Raw genomic sequence first — 19,159 nt, 5'->3', positions numbered from 1 at the left:
GGGATGCTATATCCGTCGTCGCTGGGAAGCGATGATACGTTTGATATTCAAGCGGTACAAAGCTCATCAAGTGAGTCAACAAACGATTCGTCTAATAACAAAACTGACCATGCAAAAGATCGCCAACAAGATGCCCGTGAAGGAGACGCCAACAGGCAAGTCGGAGATCCAAATAGAGTGGTAGAAGAAGGGCGGGAGTTCACTGACAATGAAACAGGAAATACAGTCTACGTGAAAGGCGATCGTGTTGTCGTTAAAGATTCTGATGGAAATCTTGTAACCCAATTTAAAAACTCAAGAAGCAACACCCTCAAAAGAATTGAGTCCGGCAGATGGGAACCAAAATAGTTTTTAACGAATATTTCGATCAAATTCTCCATATTCGGTTCATTGGTGCTTTAAAGTTAATAATTATAGGTACTGTTGCGTCTGTGCTAAATCATGCTGCAAAATTAAAGTTAGCTGTCTTGGTGTTAATTATATAGGCGTTTTTTGTGCTAATAACTATATTTTTTAAGAATAGAAATAGGTGGCATCATGTATAGGCAATTTAATGTATGGAAACTCAGCAACAACGGCGGGCTGGTAATATATAGGTGTTTTGAAAAATTAGATAACAAAATGTTTTGCGTTCAAAGTGCTGATTATTTTAACGAACCAATAACTGATGTTAAATTGTATAATTCTGCAAAGCAAATATTGGAACTTTTTATCGAAGAAGCCCCTGGCGATCGATCTGGGTTATATCCATCAATTGAAGAAGCAATCGAGAAATTTACGATTGATTTTTAGTAACTCCTGAATCCGTGACTTAAAAATCCATCAACACATCCAACAAAGTGATTTAAAAAGATTATTCTTGGATAATACCGCTATTCTTCCATTCACCCAGCGAGTGATTCATGAAGCGGTTTATCCTGGAGCAATCTGAAACCGAATTTTATACCAGCCATTCTGGATTAGCGTTGGTTGGTTTGTGTTTGAATCGGTATGGTCAACTCACTCAATTATTGGAAAAAGGCATTCCGCTGCGACACGGCATTTCTCACGCCGATGTGATCAAAAGCTATATGGGCACACTTTGCCTGGGCAAAAGCGATTTCGAAGCCATTGAAAACCATCGCGACGACGACTATTTCAAAACCGCGCTGGCTATTCAGCAAGTGCCGTCCAGCGCACGCCTCAGACAACGCTTGGATGAACATGCCAACCACGTACGGCGCAATGTAGGGCGTCAATAGGCGGAGCCGTATTGCGCCGCATGTTGGCTTTTTTTGGTAGCAGGCAGGTAAAAACTCAAAGGCAAGGTCCGATTTACGAAGTGTAATCGGACGAATGGTTTACATCCCTCCGACGCTGAAATTTATGGAAACCGAGCGAAAGCGAAGTGATGAATTTTAGTCCCCAATAGGCGTAGCGCGGGGCGGGTTTGCGCAGAAAACCTGCAAGGCTTCGCGACACGCCATTAAGTCATGCGAGAGCCGATGGAGATTTATTCGACTAGCGGCAAAATTAAATAATCGGTCCATTTGCGTTCGCCGGCGGCTTCGTCCTCTCCGGGCAGCAGGGTTTCGTTCCAGCCGCCGCCGACGGCTTTAACCAACTGCACCGAAGCGGACAAGCGCTGGCCCAGCAGTTGTACCGCGGTTTGTTGGTTGGATAGGGCGGCGGTTTGGGCGGTCATCACGTTTAAATAGCTGACCGTGCCGGCCTGATATTGATTGTTGGTCAGGGCCAGCGCGTGTTTGGCGGCGGCGACCGCCTTGTCCTGAACTTGGGTTTCTTCGTCCAAAATCCTTAACGCGGCTAAATTGTCCTCGACTTCTTGAAACCCGGTCAGCACGGTTTGCCGATAACCGGCGACACTGGCGTCGTAGGCATCGACCGCCTGTTTGTATTGAGCGTTTTTGGCGCCGCCGTCGAACAAGGTCAGGGCCAGACCGGCCGGACCCAGCGCCCAATAGCGGCGAGCCATCGTGAACAGGTTGTCGGCGGTCGGCGATTGAAAGCCGTTGGTGACGGCCAGGTTTAAGGTCGGGTAATAGGCCGCCTTGGCGACGCCGATCTGGGCGTTGGCGGCGGCGATTTTGCGTTCGGCGGCGGCGATGTCCGGCCGGCGCTCCAGCAGTTCCGAAGGCAGGCTGGCGGGAATGCCCGGCGGTTGCAGATTTAGCGGCGCGGGCGCCAGCGCCAGTTCCGCCGGGGTTTTGCCGATCAATACCGCGATCGCATGTTCCAGCTTGGCGCGTTGCACGCCCAAATCAATAGACTGGGCGCGGGCGGTTTCCAATTGGGTTTCGGCCTGGACCACGTCGGCCTTGGCGACGACGCCGACCGCGTAGCGGTTTTTGGTGATTTCCAGGGTTTTGCTGTAGGCGGCGACGGTTTCGTCGAGCAGGGCTTTTTGGGCATCCAGCGTCCGCAATTGAAAGTAATTGTCGGCCAAACTGGCTTGGCTGGACAAAATCAGCGCATGCAAAGTGGCCGCGCTGGCCTGGGCGTTGCCGGTATTGGCTTCAATCTGGCGCCGCACCGTGCCCCATAAATCCGGCTCCCAGGCCACGCCAACCGCTTGGCCGAACAGGTTGCGCACGCCGGACACCGCCACGCTTTGGCCGGTAGCGGCTTTGAATCGGTTGAAGGTGCCGGTCAGGGTGGCGACCGGCAGTAGCGAGGATTGCGCCGATTGCACTAAGTGCTGGGCCTGCCGGTATTGCGCTTCGGCCTGAACGATGGATTGGTTGGCGCCGAGCACTTGTTCTTCCAGGCCGTTCAATACCGGATCGTTGAATATTTCCCACCATTTGCCCGGCAACGCGGTGTCGCGCGGTTGAGCGGGTTTCCAGCCTTTGGCTTCCTTGAACTCGTTGGCGATGTTGGCTTGCGGGCGGACGTAATCGGGGCCGACCGTGCAGGCGGTTAACGGCAGCGTTAACAGTAAAACTGAACGCGCGAGGCTTGGGTTGCGAAACATGACGGTGAAGATTCGGTAAAAATCGAAAGAATTGGCGGAATCGGGCACGGGTTGGTTGATTGGTCGGGCTGGGTTCAAGGTCAGTTTAACGTGTTTTAGCCGGCCGCGAAGCGGGTTGGCCCGCGCCGGTTTGCTTTCGCTTTGGCCAAGGCCCGCATCGACGATTGGAGGCCGGGATGGGCTTGAATGGGTTGACAGGCGCTGGTGCTGCAAACTGTCCGACGCGGAGCCGACTTCAATGACCCGGTTTTCGGCGTGTCGTTCCCGCCGCCGTTGAATCAGCAAACCGCGTGCCGGTTTATTGCGGCTGAAATTCCAAGTCAGCTGAATGCGCTGGCGTTGGGCACGACGGCTAAGCGCTTGATTGATATTGCTGGCCGGTGCGCGGATTGCGTCGCGGTTTGTAACGTGCCGCACCCGGATGCACCGGGCTTGTTGGAATTTCAGCAGTCTCTGGCGCCGGACTGTTGCTGAGTGAACAGTGCGGACGCTTCGATCGCGGCAGCCGGCGGCGCCCGTTGGGTGAAAGTCAAATCGCCAAGTACCAATACGCGATGATCGCGGCGGCGGCGATGCCGATGATTTTGCACTTATCCAGGGTGCTTTGCTGTCCCCAAAAATACAGGCTGCTGGACTTTTTGCGCGACACAAACAGCAAAGTGCCATGCAACGCGCGCCGGTACCAAGCCGGGATCTTACGGCCAAGCCAATAGAGCGCCAGTGTCGCGAAGCTGACCAGAATATAAAAGACGATGACCTGGGTTTCATGGGTGCCGGTATGGAAAGCGTGCTCTATGGCGTGATCCAGACCCATTTCCAGATATTCGAACAGCAGGTGGGCAAAGTGCAATACGACTTCGAGCAGATAGTGAAACAAGCCGGCCAGCAAGCCCCAAACCAGATCGGGGGCCGTCAGCGCGGTCAGCACGCCCGCCGTGCCGATCAGATTGACCGCGATGCGTCGGCGGTTGCAGCGTTCGACATGGCGCCGCAGCAAGTCGCTGTCGGCATCGCTCAGGTTGACGAAGCGGGCGCCGATCGTGAACGGGTAACGGTTATCTTCGTAAGGGTTGCTGGGTTTGCAATACACCACTTCGCCGCACACGCTGATCGTCGTCAGGCTGGATAGCAGCAGAATTCTCAGCATCAGCCGATCGCCGGCTAGCAGCGCCTCGTCGGCGGTGAAGGCAATACCGCCGGCGCTGATGTTGGCCTGCAAGGTATCGTTTTCGACGCTTTCCGAAACCGGCGGCTCGAGCGCTGAATTTCCGGGAGAGTCGCTGCCGAGCATTCGGTCGAAATTCGGTGGGCTTCGATCGCGACCCGCCGGGAGTTTTCGGTAAAACAAGTTGACCGATTCGTAGATGCGCAACGCCATCCTGCGGTTGGTCTTATTCTGGTGGTCCGTCTTCGCGCTCATGGAAATTCTCGATGGAGGTTGCTGGTTACAGCATAGCGAAAGGCGCCCAATTGACAAATTCTTCCCGATCCCGCGCCGGCCGGCCGTGAAGCCGTCAGCGCAAAACCGGCCGCTCTCCGGTAAAATCGGGCGGTTTTCCTTATCCGAAATCTTTATGTCTGTTTCCGCTTACTTTAATCAGGATTGCCGCCTCTGCCCGCGTTTGGCGGCTTTTCTGGACGACGTTAAACGTCAACACCCCGATTACCACGCGCTGCCGGTTGCGCCGTTCGGCGATCCCAACGCGCGTTTACTGGTGGTGGGGCTGGCGCCGGGCATGCACGGCGCCAATGCCAGCGGCAGGCCGTTTACCGGCGATTATGCCGGCTTGCTGCTCTACCGGGCCTTGCACGATTTCGGTTTCAGCAATCAAACGGAATCGACTAACTTGACGGACGGCTTGGTATTGACAAACTGCCGGATCACCAACGCGGTTAAGTGTTTGCCGCCGCAAAACAAGCCGACCGGCGACGAAATCAAGCAATGCAACCCCTATTTGGCGGCGGAAGTGAAAACCCTGCCGGCGCATTCGGTCATCCTGGCGCTGGGTAATATCGCTCATCAGTCGGTGTTGCGCGCTTACGGCTTGAAAGCCAATACCGTCAAGTTCGCGCATCACGTGTGTTTTGAATTGCCCGACGGCAACACCTTGCTCAGCTCTTACCATTGCAGTCGCTACAACGTGCAAACCAAGCGCTTGAGCGTGGCGATGTTCGCCGAGGTGTTTCAAACCATCAAGCGCTTGTTGGCCGAAGCACCGTGACGGAAAATGCCGACGGGTCCGGTTTCGACGTCAAGGCCTTCTTAAAGACCTTGACGCAACGGCCGGGCATTTATCGCATGCTCGACGCCAATGCCGAGATCATTTACATCGGCAAGGCCAAAAACCTGAAAAACCGCGTGTCCAGCTATTTTCGGGGCAACGCGGTGTCGCCCAAGCAGCAGGCGATGGTCGCCAAGATTGCCGCGATCGAAGTCACCGTGACTCATACCGAGGGCGAGGCCTTATTGCTGGAAAGCCAGCTGATCAAGCGCCACAAGCCGCGCTACAACATCAGCTTGCGCGACGATAAGTCCTATCCCTACGTGTTTATCGCTAGTTATCACGACTTCCCGCAACTGACTTTTCATCGCGGCGCCAAGAAACGGCGCGGCCGTTATTTCGGTCCATACCCCAGCGCCAGCGCGGTCAAGGAAACCTTGAAATTGCTGCAAAAGATTTTTCCGGTCCGCCAGTGCGAGGACGCGTATTACAACGCCCGGTCGCGGCCGTGCCTGCAATACCAGATCGACCGTTGCACCGCGCCGTGCGTGGGTTTGGTCGGCAAGGAGGCCTACGCCGCCGATGTCGAAAACACGATATTGTTCTTGGAAGGCAAGGGCGGTTTGTTGATCGATAATTTGGTGGCCAAGATGGAAGCGGCATCGGCCGAGCTGGAATTCGAAGCGGCGGCGTTTTATCGAGACCAAATCGGTCGCTTACGCGCGGTATTGGAAAAACAATGCGTCGAGGGCGAGAAGGGCGACGTGGACATTGTTGCTTGCGCGGCCAAGGCCGGCGCGGCCTGCGTGCAGGTGTTCTTCATCCGTGCCGGCCAGAATCTCGGCAATCGCCAGTTTTTCCCAAAAATTGGCGACGACGATGGGCCTGCCGAGATTTTGCAGGCTTTTATCGCTCAGTTTTACCTGGACAAGACCGTGCCGGCCGAGTTAATCGTCAGCCATCGGCCGCCGGAAACCGAGTTGTTGTCCGAGGTGCTCAGCGAGCAGGCCAAGCGGGCGGTGGCGATTTCGGCGAGCGTGCGCGGCGAGCGCGCCAAGTGGCTGCAAATGGCGATGACCAATGCCGAGTCGGCGTTGAACGTGAAATTGGCCGATCAACAAGGTCTGTTCGGCCGGTTTCTGAGTTTGCAGCAGGAACTCCATTGTCCGGAAACGCCGTCCAGGCTGGAATGCTTCGATATCAGCCATACCCTGGGCGAGCAAACCGTGGCGTCTTGCGTGGTGTTCGATCGCAACGGGCCGGTCAAATCCGATTACCGCCGCTTCAATATCGAGGGCGTGACCGGCGGCGACGATTACGCGGCCATTCATCAAGCGGTGTTCCGCCGTTTTAAGCGCCAAAAGCAGGGCGAACATCCGGCGCCGGACATTTTATTCATCGACGGCGGCAAGGGTCAGGTTGCCGAGGCGGAAAAGGCTCTGGCCGAATTGCAGATAAACAATGTTATGATAGTTGGTGTCGCCAAAGGTCCGGATCGGAAAGCCGGCATGGAAAAAATCATTCTGGCGGGTCGCGATCAGCCGCTGGATGTGACGCCGGGCGCGGCGGCATTGTTGTTGATACAACAGATTCGCGACGAGGCGCATCGGTTTGCCATCACCGGCCACCGGTTGCGCCGGAGCAAGGCCAGAAACCGTTCGACGCTCGAGGATATCGCCGGTCTGGGGCCTAAGCGCCGCCAGAGTTTGTTGAAGCAATTCGGCGGCCTGCAGGGCGTGGCCAAGGCCGGCGTCGAGGCGTTGGCCAGCATAGAAGGCATTAGTCGGCACTTAGCACAGCGGATTTACGATACATTTCATCAACAAGATGACCATTAGATTCACGATACCGACTTATCTGACCTTGTTGCGGATCGCGCTGATTCCGCTGTTGGCCATCGTGTTTTACTTGCCTTGGGATTATTCCAAACTGGCCTGTACTTCGATCTTTCTGGTTGCCGGCCTGACCGATTGGTTGGATGGCTATCTGGCTAGAAAAATGGACATGCAGACCGCGTTCGGCGCCTTTTTGGATCCAGTCGCCGATAAGCTGATGGTCGCGTTCGTGTTGGTGTTGTTGGTACAGGCGGAAGCCAATCCGTATTTAGCGATACCGGCGGCGGTCATCATCGGCCGCGAGATTGCGATCGCCTCGCTCAGGGAATGGATGGCCGAAATCGGCCAGCGCGCCAAGGTCAAGGTGTCGCAACTTGGAAAATGGAAAACCACCGCGCAAATGGCCGCGATCAGTTTGCTGTTGTATCGCGACGATTTGTTCGGATTGCCGATCAATAGCATGGGTTATTGGTTGCTATACTTGTCAGCCGTGTTGACGTTGTGGTCGATGGTTAATTATCTGGTCGCGGCTTTCTCAACCATTAAAGAATAATGATAAACGCGGTCGCTCGACGGCGTACACCAGAGGATAAACGGCAGGTAAAGCTGTATATAAATAGAGCATGGAACAAGAACAAGAAGAACTAGAACAAAATCCCCAAAAGCACAACGTTACGCAAGAAGAGGTATTACAAGCGGCGTTGAAATTGTTTGCCAAGAACGGGTATTTCAATACCTCGCTGACCGACCTGAAGGACGCGCTCGGCTTGAAAACAAATACCGGCATCAATCAGCATTTCAAAACCAAGCAAGCCATCGCTCAAGCATTGCATGAGCAAATCTTCGATAGCTTGAGCATTTCGGTGGACGACATCCGCCGACGCAATCGCAAGGCCGCCGAGCAATTGCGCGAGGTCGTCGATCTGTTGTTCAAACTGACCGACGACGCGCCGGAGATCGTCCAATTCCTGCTGTTCGTCAAGAGCGAAGAGTTTTTGGCCGAGCCCAAGCCGCTGTTGGATACCGCCGCGTTCAACAAGATCAAACGCATCTTTCAAAACGGCGTGCGCGACGGCGAAATCCGCGCCATCGATCCTTTATTGGCCTACACTTATTTCTTCGGCATCATCAACCAAGTGTTGGCCTTGGTGCTGAACGGCAGTTTGCCCAAATCGGCCGAAAGCTATCTGGCGCAAGCCTGGTTGACCGCTTGGGGCGCTATCGTCAAAAAATAATTTTGGTGCTATCGGCCGCGATTCGGCGGCGGAACGGGAGTCAGTGTATATGCTAGAAAACGTCAAGATCGGCATGATAGGTTTGGGTTACGTGGGATTGCCGCTGGCCGTGGAGTTTGGCCGTAAATACCCGACCGTCGGTTTCGATATCAACCGCAACCGGGTCGCGGAACTCAGATCCGGCCACGACCACACGCTGGAAGTCAGCGAAGAGGAACTGGCGCAGGCAGAATTGCTAAGTTACACCGCCGATTTGCCGGACATTGCCGACTGCAATTTTTACATTGTCACGGTACCGACGCCGATCAACGAGCATAAGCAACCCGATTTCACGCCGCTGCAAAAAGCCAGCGAAACCTTGGGCAAGGTGATCAAGTCCGGCGACATCGTCATCTACGAATCCACCGTTTATCCCGGCGCGACCGAGGAAGTTTGCGTACCGATTTTGGAGCGCGGTTCCGGTTTGACGTTCAATAAGGACTTTTTTGTCGGTTACAGCCCGGAACGGATCAATCCCGGCGACAAGCAGCATCGGGTGACCAATATCCTGAAAGTCACTTCCGGTTCGACGCCGGAAATCGCCGAAAAAGTCGATCAGCTCTATAAAAGCATCATTACCGCCGGTACGCATAAGGCCAGCTGCATCAAAGTGGCCGAGGCGGCGAAAGTCATCGAGAACACCCAACGCGACGTCAATATCGCATTGATCAACGAATTGGCGCTGATTTTCAACCGCTTGGGCATCGACACCGAGGAAGTCTTGATCGCCGCAGGCACCAAATGGAATTTTCTGCCATTCCGGCCCGGTTTGGTCGGCGGGCATTGTATCGGCGTCGATCCTTATTATTTGACTCACAAGGCGCAGGCGATAGGCTATAACCCGGAAGTGATTCTGTCCGGCCGCCGCATTAACGACGGCATGGGCGTTTACGTGGTGTCGCAACTGGTTAAACTGATGCTGAAAAAACGTTTCCACGTGCAGCAAGCCAATGTGTTGATCCTCGGTTTGACCTTCAAGGAAAACTGCCCGGACATTCGCAACACCCGTGTCGTCGACATCGTCGCCGAGCTGGATACCTACGGCGTCAATGTCGATGTCTACGATCCGTGGGTGAATCCCGACGAAGCGGTCCACGAATACGGTATCCGGCCGATAGCCAAGCCGGAAGCCGGCAAATACGAAGCCATCATCCTGGCGGTGGCTCACGACGAATTCAGAAACATGGCGATCGCCGACATCCGAGCCTTGGGCAAACCGGACGCGGTGGTTTACGACTTGAAATACCTGTTCCCGGCCGATCAGACCGACGCGAGACTGTAAGCGATGAAAATCATGGTGACCGGCACCGCCGGGTTTATCGGTAACCATTTGGCGTTGCGATTGTTGGAACGAGGCGACGAAGTCATCGGCGTTGACAATCTGAACGACTATTACGACGTCAATCTGAAGATTAACCGATTGGCGCGGTTGCAGGCTTTCCCCGGTTTTACCGATGTGCGCTTGGATATTGCCGACCGGGCCGGCATGGAAGCATTGTTCAAGCAGCAGCGGCCGCAAAAAGTGGTGAATCTGGCCGCGCAGGCCGGCGTGCGCTACTCGATCGAAAACCCTTACGCGTATATCGACAGCAACATCGTCGGTTTCATCAACATCCTGGAAGGTTGCCGCCATTACGGCGTCGAACACCTGGTGTACGCATCCAGCAGTTCGGTGTATGGCGCCAACGAAGCCATGCCGTTCTCGGTGCATGACAACGTCGATCATCCGCTCAGTTTGTATGCGGCCTCGAAGAAGGCCAACGAGCTGATGGCGCACACCTACAGCAATCTGTACAACCTGCCGACCACCGGCTTGCGCTTTTTTACCGTTTACGGTCCGTGGGGCCGGCCGGACATGGCCTTGTTTTTGTTTACCAAGGCGATTTTGGCTGGCGAAAAAATCGACGTGTTCAACTACGGCAAGCACCGCCGCGACTTCACCTATATCGACGACATCGTCGAAGGCGTGATTCGAACGCTGGATCATACCGCCGAACCCAACCCGGATTGGAGCGGTGCCAAACCCGATCCCGGCACCAGCCGGGCGCCGTGGCGGGTCTACAACATCGGTAACCAAAACCCGGTGGAATTGATGGCCTACATCGAAACCCTGGAACGCTTCCTCGGCAAAACCGCCGAGAAAAATCTGTTGCCGTTGCAACCGGGCGACGTACCGGATACCTATGCCGATGTCGAAGCCTTGGTCGAGGATGTGGGTTATAAACCCGGCACCACGATTCAAGAGGGCATAGAGCGTTTCGTTACGTGGTACCGCGAATATTACCGGGTTTAAGCCCGTCGCCGGTCGTCTCGAATTTTAGAAGCGGCTGCGGCGAACGGCGTCCCGGTGGGTGCGATGCCATTTCATGCTGATGCTTCATCCCACCTGCAACAACCCCGATTGCCGAAATGAGTGATTCAGCCGGTGAACGTTGAATCAATTGACGCGTTCCCTTCGACTCCGCTCAGGGAACGGAGTGGGCGATGTTTGACTCCGCTCAGGGCGTTCCCTGAGCGGAGCCGAAGGGAACGAGTTACGGCGGAAAAAATCAACCGAAATCGCATCGTTCCGGAAAAATCAATAGTATCGCCCGTCTTCATCCCCCATCTTGCTCAGCCCTTCCAAAATAAGCCCGGCAAAAAGAACTCCGCCACCACCAACGGTTGTTGATGGATTGCATAGACGGTGCGGCGGCCCCAGACCGGCTCGCGCAATTCCAAGCCTTCGGCCAAGGCCGGCGCCCAGTTTGACGCCGGAGCGCGGCTGAATTGGCGTTGCCGCCGCTCCAGATCCGGATAGGCAAAAATCACTTCCCCCAGTGGCCGGTTGCCCAAATGCGATAAATTGCGATGGGCAATTTCTATCGTGCGTTCCGGCAAAATCGTGCGGGCCAGAACCAGCGGCCGGCCGGCGGCATGCAGCATCACTTCTCGGACCAATTGGTAACGCGCGGTCGGCAGGTCGAGCAAACGGCATTCGTCGATGAAAGCCGGCCGCCAGTGGTTGAACAACACCGAAACGCCAAAATCCCGGCCGTACATCGCGCGTAGGCGCTTGGTCAACGAGCCGGTTTCGTCGAGCCAGGATTGCAAATCGATAGGAAGACGGTGTTGATCGGCGGCTTTTCGCGCCAACCACAGCGGCGCTTTGACGAACAAATGACTGTTATTGGCCAACGTTGGCCTCGTGAACTAAAGCGATGCGAGCAATCATGCGGCTGACAAGTGCGACTGTGGCAAAGCGCTTATTTTAACACCGCCGACGCGACGCTCTGCGCTGAATCCGGAGCGCCGGACACTTTATGCGGCATATCCCGCGGTAGTGCGGCATATGCCACGGTTTTGATTCGTCGGGCCGCCGCGCTGACCAACGATTCGCGGTGGTTATCGGCGGCCCGCGAATTGCTTAATCGCTAGACCAATCCGGTTTGCGGTAAATTTCAAGTTCAGGTCATGAGCAGCATAGCGGTCGATGTCGGCGATTTGTTTCGCGATCATCGGCAATCCTTGATCCATTCAATATTCACGATCGTCGGCTGCCCGCAGACCGCCGAGGATTTGGCGCAGGAAGCGTATTTGAAGTTGCTCCAGACCGCGCAATCCCAGGAGATCCATTTCCCTCGGCCGTTTTTGTATCAGATCGGCCGCAATCTGGCCTTGGACCATCTGCGCAAGCAGCAGGTGCGCCAAGCCGGCGGCAAAAGTGAAGGCGACGATGATGGCGAGGACGTGCTGGCGCAACTGCCGGCCAGCACGCCAACCCCGGACCGGCAAGTCGAAGACCAGCAACAAGTCGCGTTATTGATGCGGGCCTTGGCCGGCCTGTCGGAGCGGCGCCGGCAAATCCTGGTCCTGCATAAGTTTCACCATTGGCCCTATGAACGCATCGCCAAGCATTTCGGGATTTCCCGCAGCGCGGTCGAGAAAAACGTCCAGGTTGCATTGGCGCATTTGCTGGTTGCGCAACTGCACGTTACCGATTAAGCCGCGCCATGCCTGCCGACCCGCTAAGCTGATACTATTCGTCGCCACTGCCGTACTATCGTCGATGTCCACTGCAACCGAACCTTCATTTCCACTCGAACTGTCCGCCGCCGACCGCGAGGCCTTGGCCTGGCTGACCCGCCTGAGCGGCGAGCCGGCCGACGCCCGCGCGCGCCGGGATTTCGCGGATTGGTTGCTACAATCGCCGGAGCACCGGCTGGCGTACGAACGCGCCGAAGCCCTGTGGAGCTCGCCGGCCTTGGCCGTCGCGCTCGGGCAATACGCGGCGATTCCGCTGCCGGTACCGGTCAGGCGCTTGACGGCCGGCTGGGCGGCGGCGGCCGGCGTGATGCTGGCCTGCGGCTGGTTGGCGTTCGCCGCCGGTTGGATCGACGTGCTGCGCGCGGATTTCGCGACCGCCGCCGGCAAACAACGCCGGGAGATCCTGTCCGACGGTTCCGCGCTGATATTAAATACCGACAGCGCGGTGAAGCTGGACTACGCGGACGGCCGGCGCGGCGTGATTTTGCTGAAAGGGGAGGCTTATTTCGAAGTGCAACCGGACAAAGCCCGGCCCTTCGTGGTGCGAACCGCGCAAGGCACGGTCAGCGTGGTGGGAACCCGTTTTAATGTGCGCGACGGCGCTGCCACGTCGGTTGACGTTGAAAGCGGTGTAGTCGTTTGCAGCGCGGAACGCGGCGAAAGCAGGACGCTGCGGGCAGGCCAACATAGCGACATTTCGGCGGCCGGCGTATCCGAACCGGTGGCCGGAGACGCCGACCAACGCTTTGCCTGGCTGAAGGGGCGCTTGATATTCAAGGACAAATCGCTCGCCGAAGTCGTCGCCGAACTGGACCGCTACCACCCCGGCGCCATCGTTGTCGCCGACGCGGACCTCGGGCAAACCCGGATCACCGGCAACTACAAATTGCAGGACACCGCCGCGTTGCTGCGCACGCTGGCTGATATCGCCGGCGCCAAAATCTACGACTTGGACGGGTACCTGACGGTGTTAAAGCGTTAAGGTACCGGCCGTCCCGCCAAAAAATATTGGATTGGGTGTTGTATGTCCGGACAATGCGTCATCGCGCTGCGGAAGCGGTGTCAGCGGCGATTAACCGCGCCGGCATACCGGATGCTTCCGATCGCCGCTAACGCGCCTCCCACCGATTGATGGTCTAGGTAGGGCCGGCGCATCGTCTGGTTCGATGCCCAAATTGGGGCATCGAAGGCTTTCAATCTCGGCGAAAGCCGCGCTGCTTCCGCGTTCTACTTTCCGTCACCGAGTTCTACTCTGTCAGCTTTAAGCAACATCATCATCCCCGCCGGGAAGCGGGCATCCAGCGCCATGGATCGCAAACCGCGATTCGTCGGCGGCATCGGGATTGCCACCCGTAACAGCGCGAAATTGAATCTCCACCGAAATGACGAGCACTACCGAGCATCCGACAATGAAATTGCAGGGGTTTCCAGATCGAAAGCCCAATGGCCACTCGGCTCGGCGCTCGGCCGGCGGCCTTTCGGCTGTTCCCGACCACGCCGAACTGTTGCGTCGGCAAAAATATTTTATCTGGCAAGTGTGTGATCCGTTTTCCGGTACGTCTCGGTAACCATGCGCCGCATCGGTGCGGCTTACGCTACCCACGATACAGGAGAGATCATGTTCGAATATTCCAATGAAATCCGCCGGCTTCAAGGTCCGCGTGGCTTAAGCGCGGCCATCGCCTTGGCCGTCGGCGGCATGCTGGCGGTGCCGCCGTTTCAACCCGGTCATGCCGAGTCGGCCCATCAAGCCGATGCCGTCCAGCATTTCGAGATACCCGCGCAAGCGCTGGAAGACGCGCTGAATGCGTTTATCCAGGCCAGCGATTGGCAAGTGGGTTTTCCGGCGGGCTTGGCGAAAAATGCGCGCTCCAATGCAGTCAATGGTGCCTACCCGCCGCAACAGGCGTTGGAAATATTGTTGAGAGGGACCGGACTGAGTTATCGCTTAACCGGCCGGAATAGTGTGACCTTACAAACAGCGCTAAGCTCGCGGTCCGCGGATTTAACGACCATGTCCGCCGTAACGGTGACCGGCAACAGACAATTCGACGCCACCGATCCGTTCAACAAAGACTACGCGGTACCCAATACCAGTTTCGCGACCAAAACCGACACGCCGATCATGGAAACCCCGCTCAACGTCCAGGTGATTCCGAAAGCGGTGTTGGACGACAAGCAAGCGATTAAGCTCGATCAAGCCGTCAAATACGTCAGCGGCGTGACGACCGGCCAGGCGGCGGGAGGTTTGACGGATCAAGTGACCATACGCGGCTTCTATAACTACAATTTGTTTCGCAACGGCTTTCGTATCGACGCATCCGGCCCGGAAGGCACTCGAAACATGGCGAACGTGCAGAGTTTGGAAGTACTGAAAGGCCCCGCCGCGATGTTGTACGGCCGTGTCGAGCCTGGCGGCATGCTCAATATCGTCACTAAAAAACCCCTGGATACCGCTTATTACGCGTTCCAGCAGCAATTCGGTTCGTTCGATTTGTTCCGCTCCAGCCTCGATGCCACCGGGCCGGTGACCGACAATAAAGATTTGCTGTACCGCATGAACCTCGCCTTCGAAAAAAGCGGCTCGTTCCGGGAAAACGTGGATTACGACAAGCTGTTCGTCGCGCCGGTACTGCAATGGAATATCAGTCCCGCCACCACCGCGCTGTTAGAGCTGGAGTATCGTAAGGAAAACAACGTGTACGATCTGCATGCCAGACCGTTGATTATCGACGGCACCAGGGCGGACGGTTCCTGGATCAATCCGCGTCTGGCGGATATTCCCCGCGAACGGAATTTGATGGAGGACAACCGCAATCACGTCGAAGACAAACTGATCGGTTTAAACCTGACCCACAAATTTAACGACAATTGGGTGTTGACCGAGCAGTTGAATATCCAGTTATTGGATCGGGACCGCTTGGTGATGTTGCCCGGCACCTTGCAAGCCGACCAACGCACATTGAACAGGCGCATCCTCACCAGCGACTTTTTCACAAACGACAGTTATTTCACAACCACCAATTTGACCGGCCATTTCGATACCGGATTTTTGAAACACACCTTGTTGATTGGCGGCGATTATTATTTTCAAGACATCAATTCCGTCGGTTACAGCAGCACGGCCGCGAGCACTATCGATATTTACAATCCCATTCATACCGGCAATCCGCCCATCGACCCAACGACGCGCGCCAGCCAGTCGTTTCATACCCAAACCGACTTTTACGGGATTTATCTGCAAGATCAAATCAAACTGCCTTATAACGTCCACGTCATGGGCGGATTTCGCTATCAAAACGTGGAGCAGTATGACGTGTTCGCCGGTACCATCGGCCAGAAAGCCGATGCGGTGACGCCGCAGGTAGGCGTGCTTTGGCAGCCGATGCATTGGTTGAGTGTATACGGCAACTATGTGGAGAATTTCGGCGTCACCAATGGCAATTTAACCAGCGACAGATCGTTTTTGCCGCCGGAAACGGCGGAACAGTGGGAGGTGGGTTTTAAAACCGCATTTTTCGAAGATCGTTTGACCAGCACGATCGCCTATTACCAATTGACCAAGCAAAACATCGCCACCACCGATTTACTCAATCCAAATTTCATTGTGGCGACTGGCGAGGCGCAAAGCCGGGGCGTCGAGGTGGATGTTAAAGGCGAAGTCTTGCCGGGATGGAACGCCATCGCCACCTACGCATACACCGAAACCGAGGTCCTGAAAGAAAACAACCCAGACAACATTCGGGTTGGCGGCGGCTTTCGCGGCATTCCCAAACATACGTCCACGCTTTGGACCACTTACGATTTTCAACAGGATTATCTGCGCGGCTTCAAGGTTGGCGCGGGCCTGGAACTGGTCAGCGACAAGAAAGCCACGTTCGACAATCACGACTTTAGTTTTGCCGGTTACGGCGTTATCGATCTGTTGGCGGCTTACACGCGAAAAGTGGCGAAAACCAACGTCACCTTGCAGCTCAACGTGACCAATTTGCTGGATAAGGAATATGTCCACGACGGCTTTGCGATGCCGTTTCAAACCCGTGCCACCTGGGGAACGCCGCGCTCGTTTTTGGGGTCGGTAAAAGTGGAGTTTTAACCCGGCGTCCGGCGGGAACGGAATCGCTCGTTCCCGCCCCAAGCAGTGGATATTCCATCGGTAACGTTATTTGTGAAAACAGCCATGAAATCAGCCTCAATGAAGCTCGCATTTGATCCCAAACTTAGCGTTCCACAGGCTTCCGAGCGCTGTTTAAACGCCCTCAAAACCCGGCGGAAACGCTGGCTGGCCGTTCATCTTTATCTGGGCTTGAGCGCCGGATTGCTGCTGGCGGTCGTCGGTCTGACCGGCGGCCTATTGGTGTTTTACCAGGAACTCCAGGAAGTTTTGAACCCGGAGTTGTCCATCGTATCGTTACCGGACCCAGGACCCCGGCAGTTGCGTTCCTTGGATGACATCGTTGCGGCGGCGGAAAACGCCAAGCCGCCCGGTAGCCGGTTTTTTAAGGTGTATTACCCGCGCAAAGCCGACATTGCCTATAAATTTTTATATTTTGTCCGGGAAGGAAACCCGGCAAGCAATGGCGACGGCTATTACATTTTCGTAGACCCTTACACCGCTCGGGTTCAGGGCCTCCAGCTTTGGCATCCGAAAGACCAATATTGGGGCAGGCCCTTGGTCAGTTTCATCATGCAACTGCATTGGTGTTTGCTGCTGGGCAAGACCGGCGGCACCATCGTTGCGATACTCGCGGCATTTTCGATTATTTCGGTATTGACCGGCTTAATCGTCTGGTGGCCGCTGACCGGCCGCTTCAGGCAAGCACTGACATTTAAGCGCAAAGCGAGCCCGGTAAGGCTGAACTTCGATTTACATAAAACCTTCGGTTTTTATTGCAGTATCGTGTTGCTGCCGGTGTTGTTTTCCGGCATTTACATGACGCTGCCGGAGCGGGTAGATGTATTGCTCAAACCGTTTTCGACGATCACTCGGCCAAATGCCTACAGCGGCATTCCGGAAACGATCGATAGCCCCATTCCGGCAGAGGGACAAGCGACGATAAGCCCGGCGCAAGTCGAAGCGATAGTCCAACAAAAATACCCCGGCGGCCGACTTTGGATGCTGAATGCACCGAAAGACCGGCTGGACGTATTCAGAGTCATGAAGCGCGACCTCGACGAGTTGAGCCGCTACGTTGGCTATCGCGATATTGCCGTCGACCAATACAGTGGCGAAATTCTGAAAGTCTACGACTCGGGTACCGGCTCCAATGCGGATGTCTTTTACGATTGGCAATGGCCTTTGCATTCGGGCCATGCCTTCGGCTGGCCGGGCAGGATTTTGGTGCTGTTGAGCGGCTTGGCTTGCCCGCTACTGTATGTTACCGGCGTGATACGCTGGCTCCAAAAACGGCGAGCCAAACGAACATCGCGCGTGCTTGGTAACGTCGTTTTCGATGTAAATCGTTCCTAAGCGGGTGTTTTCAGGTCGGTCGGACTGGATAAAGCCCTGGAGAGCGCCGGCGGCGTGATTCCGGCCAATGACCAACAGAACGCTTGGGCGATTCGTGCGAGATCTGCCGGGTTGGCGGGCGATCGGCAATGTCGCTTACGACGATGCCCGCGTCAGCAACGACAGCGACCACTCGGGCGGTTCCGGCAACGTCGGTCATCGCTTACCCAACCTGCCGCGCAACGCCGCCTCGCTGTGGAATATCTACCAATTGCAGGAAACGGCTCCGCGCGGCTTGAAATTCGGGGCCGGCGTGGTGCTGTGCGATCAGCGCGAAGGCGATCTAAACAACGGCATTCAACTGCCGGGCTATGCGACCGTGGATTTGATGCCAGCTATGGTTTCAAAGTGGGAAAAACCAAACTGACCACCCAAATCAATGCTTACAACATTCTGGACAAAGGGGCATTATGAAAGTAGTAACGGCGCTTTTACGCTGGTACCTATCGGTTATGACATCATGCCCGGCACGCCGACTGCAGTGATGGGCATGGTCAAGGTCGAATTCCAATCCGCCCACCCGCCGGCCTTATTCGCTTGCGTTTGGTGCAAGGAGCAAGCTACTCATTGTTGAAATTCTTCTTTAACGATTACCGATTTCTCCTCCGGGATGCGCAACGCGGCGCTTTCCCATAGAATACGCGGGGTAATTTAACCGAGGGGCGACGGCCCTCCACAACGCGTGCCGGGAGGCGGGATGAACGAAGAGGATTGCTTGGGTTTTTTCGCCGCGCAGAGCGAGGCGTTTGCCGACACGTTGGCGGATCGGCGCGGCCGCCCCGATTTGATCGACGGTATTTTGTCCCAGGCCTTTAGCAGTTTCGACGGCAATGTTGCCGAAGAATCCGACGACCATCCGCCCATCGCTTGCGACAAGGGCTGTGCCACCTGTTGCACGTTGCGGGTCACCGCCACCGCGCCGGAGGTGTTGTTGATCGCGCGCTATATTCGCTGGACTGAAAGCCGGGACAGCGAGTTGGGCTTGGCTGAGCGGCTCGCCAAGGCCGATCGCCAAACCGCCGGCTTGAGCGAAGCGGAGCGGGTTAAGTTGCGGCGGGCTTGCCCGTTCATCCGGCAGGGTGCTTGCGCGATTTATCCGGTACGGCCGTTGGCCTGTCGCGGACACGCGTCGTACGACCGGCGCGCTTGCATCGATGCATTCGCCGGTCGCGCCGATAGCGTGCCGATTTCCGAGCCGCACCGCACTTTCCGGGGCTTGATTCAAAACGCGATGCAATCGGCGTTGCGCGATGCCGGATATGCCTGGGAATTATTCGAGTTGAACCGTGCGGTGATGCTGGCGCTGGGTGATGCGGGTA

The 19,159-nt window shown here is 56.0% G+C and carries 17 protein-coding genes and 2 pseudogenes; 16 read left to right on the top strand and 3 right to left on the bottom strand.

Annotated features, from left to right (window positions below; translation table 11 throughout):
• The 3 genes and pseudogenes from AC3B8H_RS08560 to AC3B8H_RS08550 all read left to right on the top strand — a co-directional run.
• A pseudogene (locus AC3B8H_RS08560) lies at positions 1-348 on the top strand (hypothetical protein); the annotation flags it as partial.
• A 189-nt stretch (positions 349-537) separates the two neighbouring features.
• Positions 538-792 (top strand): hypothetical protein, encoded by a 255-nt coding sequence (locus AC3B8H_RS08555; protein ID WP_488441175.1) that lies wholly within the window; start codon positions 538-540, stop codon positions 790-792.
• A 110-nt stretch (positions 793-902) separates the two neighbouring features.
• Positions 903-1,208 (top strand): annotated as a pseudogene (locus AC3B8H_RS08550) (IS1380 family transposase); the annotation flags it as partial.
• Positions 1,209-1,492: 284 nt separating this feature from the next.
• Here AC3B8H_RS08550 and AC3B8H_RS08545 read toward each other — a convergent pair.
• Together AC3B8H_RS08545 and AC3B8H_RS08540 are read right to left on the bottom strand one after the other, a co-directional pair.
• Positions 1,493-3,391: an efflux transporter outer membrane subunit gene (locus AC3B8H_RS08545; RefSeq protein ID WP_488441174.1), complete on the bottom strand. Its 1,899-nt coding sequence runs from the start codon at positions 3,389-3,391 to the stop codon at positions 1,493-1,495.
• A 112-nt stretch (positions 3,392-3,503) separates the two neighbouring features.
• Positions 3,504-4,394 (bottom strand): PilZ domain-containing protein, encoded by an 891-nt coding sequence (locus AC3B8H_RS08540; RefSeq protein ID WP_488441173.1) that lies wholly within the window; start codon positions 4,392-4,394, stop codon positions 3,504-3,506.
• Between the two features lie 154 nt (positions 4,395-4,548).
• On the opposite strand from AC3B8H_RS08540, the gene AC3B8H_RS08535 reads away from it, so the two are divergent.
• The 6 genes from AC3B8H_RS08535 (at position 4,549) to AC3B8H_RS08510 (ending at position 10,598) form a co-directional block, all read left to right on the top strand.
• A complete protein-coding gene (locus AC3B8H_RS08535; protein ID WP_488441172.1) occupies positions 4,549-5,196 on the top strand; it encodes a uracil-DNA glycosylase in 648 nt (215 codons plus the stop codon).
• Positions 5,193-7,034 (top strand): excinuclease ABC subunit UvrC, encoded by a 1,842-nt coding sequence (gene uvrC, locus AC3B8H_RS08530; protein ID WP_488441171.1) that lies wholly within the window; start codon positions 5,193-5,195, stop codon positions 7,032-7,034. Before AC3B8H_RS08535 ends, uvrC begins: the two co-directional genes overlap by 4 nt.
• The gene (pgsA, locus tag AC3B8H_RS08525; RefSeq protein WP_082885577.1) at positions 7,024-7,584 is read left to right on the top strand and encodes a CDP-diacylglycerol--glycerol-3-phosphate 3-phosphatidyltransferase; all 561 of its coding nucleotides are present in this window, start codon (positions 7,024-7,026) and stop codon (positions 7,582-7,584) included. Before uvrC ends, pgsA begins: the two co-directional genes overlap by 11 nt.
• 70 nt (positions 7,585-7,654) lie before the next feature.
• Positions 7,655-8,266 carry a TetR/AcrR family transcriptional regulator gene (locus AC3B8H_RS08520; RefSeq protein ID WP_488441170.1) on the top strand — a complete coding sequence of 204 codons (612 nt, stop codon included), beginning with the start codon at positions 7,655-7,657 and terminating at the stop codon, positions 8,264-8,266.
• 49 nt (positions 8,267-8,315) lie between these two features.
• A complete protein-coding gene (gene tviB / locus AC3B8H_RS08515; protein ID WP_488441169.1) occupies positions 8,316-9,587 on the top strand; it encodes a Vi polysaccharide biosynthesis UDP-N-acetylglucosamine C-6 dehydrogenase TviB in 1,272 nt (423 codons plus the stop codon).
• 3 nt (positions 9,588-9,590) lie between these two features.
• Entirely contained in the window at positions 9,591-10,598 is a 1,008-nt protein-coding gene (locus AC3B8H_RS08510) for an NAD-dependent epimerase (protein WP_488441168.1), read from the top strand.
• Between the two features lie 320 nt (positions 10,599-10,918).
• Here AC3B8H_RS08510 and AC3B8H_RS08505 read toward each other — a convergent pair whose 3' ends face one another.
• On the bottom strand, positions 10,919-11,482 hold the full coding sequence (locus AC3B8H_RS08505) for a chorismate--pyruvate lyase family protein (protein WP_488441167.1): 564 nt from the start codon (positions 11,480-11,482) through the stop codon (positions 10,919-10,921).
• Positions 11,483-11,758: 276 nt separating this feature from the next.
• Here AC3B8H_RS08505 and AC3B8H_RS08500 point away from each other — a divergent pair, with 276 nt between their 5' ends.
• The 7 genes from AC3B8H_RS08500 to AC3B8H_RS08470 form a co-directional block, all read left to right on the top strand.
• A complete protein-coding gene (locus AC3B8H_RS08500) occupies positions 11,759-12,289 on the top strand; it encodes an RNA polymerase sigma factor (RefSeq protein ID WP_488441166.1) in 531 nt (176 codons plus the stop codon).
• A gap of 64 nt (positions 12,290-12,353) precedes the next feature.
• On the top strand, positions 12,354-13,313 hold the full coding sequence (locus tag AC3B8H_RS08495; RefSeq protein WP_488441165.1) for a FecR family protein: 960 nt from the start codon (positions 12,354-12,356) through the stop codon (positions 13,311-13,313).
• A gap of 636 nt (positions 13,314-13,949) precedes the next feature.
• Positions 13,950-16,427, top strand: coding sequence for a TonB-dependent siderophore receptor (locus AC3B8H_RS08490; protein WP_488441164.1), 2,478 nt, complete (start codon positions 13,950-13,952; stop codon positions 16,425-16,427).
• 99 nt (positions 16,428-16,526) lie between these two features.
• Positions 16,527-17,801 carry a PepSY-associated TM helix domain-containing protein gene (locus AC3B8H_RS08485; protein ID WP_488441163.1) on the top strand — a complete coding sequence of 425 codons (1,275 nt, stop codon included), beginning with the start codon at positions 16,527-16,529 and terminating at the stop codon, positions 17,799-17,801.
• 67 nt (positions 17,802-17,868) lie between these two features.
• Positions 17,869-18,207 carry a TonB-dependent receptor domain-containing protein gene (locus tag AC3B8H_RS08480; RefSeq protein ID WP_488441162.1) on the top strand — a complete coding sequence of 113 codons (339 nt, stop codon included), beginning with the start codon at positions 17,869-17,871 and terminating at the stop codon, positions 18,205-18,207.
• A gap of 12 nt (positions 18,208-18,219) precedes the next feature.
• Entirely contained in the window at positions 18,220-18,414 is a 195-nt protein-coding gene (locus tag AC3B8H_RS08475) for a hypothetical protein (protein WP_488441161.1), read from the top strand.
• 123 nt (positions 18,415-18,537) lie between these two features.
• The coding region (locus AC3B8H_RS08470) for a YkgJ family cysteine cluster protein (protein ID WP_488441160.1) at positions 18,538-19,159 on the top strand (622 nt) is incomplete at its 3' end.

This window comes from Methylomonas sp. BG-2 (assembly GCF_057766305.1).
This window is presented reverse-complemented; position numbering and strand designations above follow the sequence as displayed.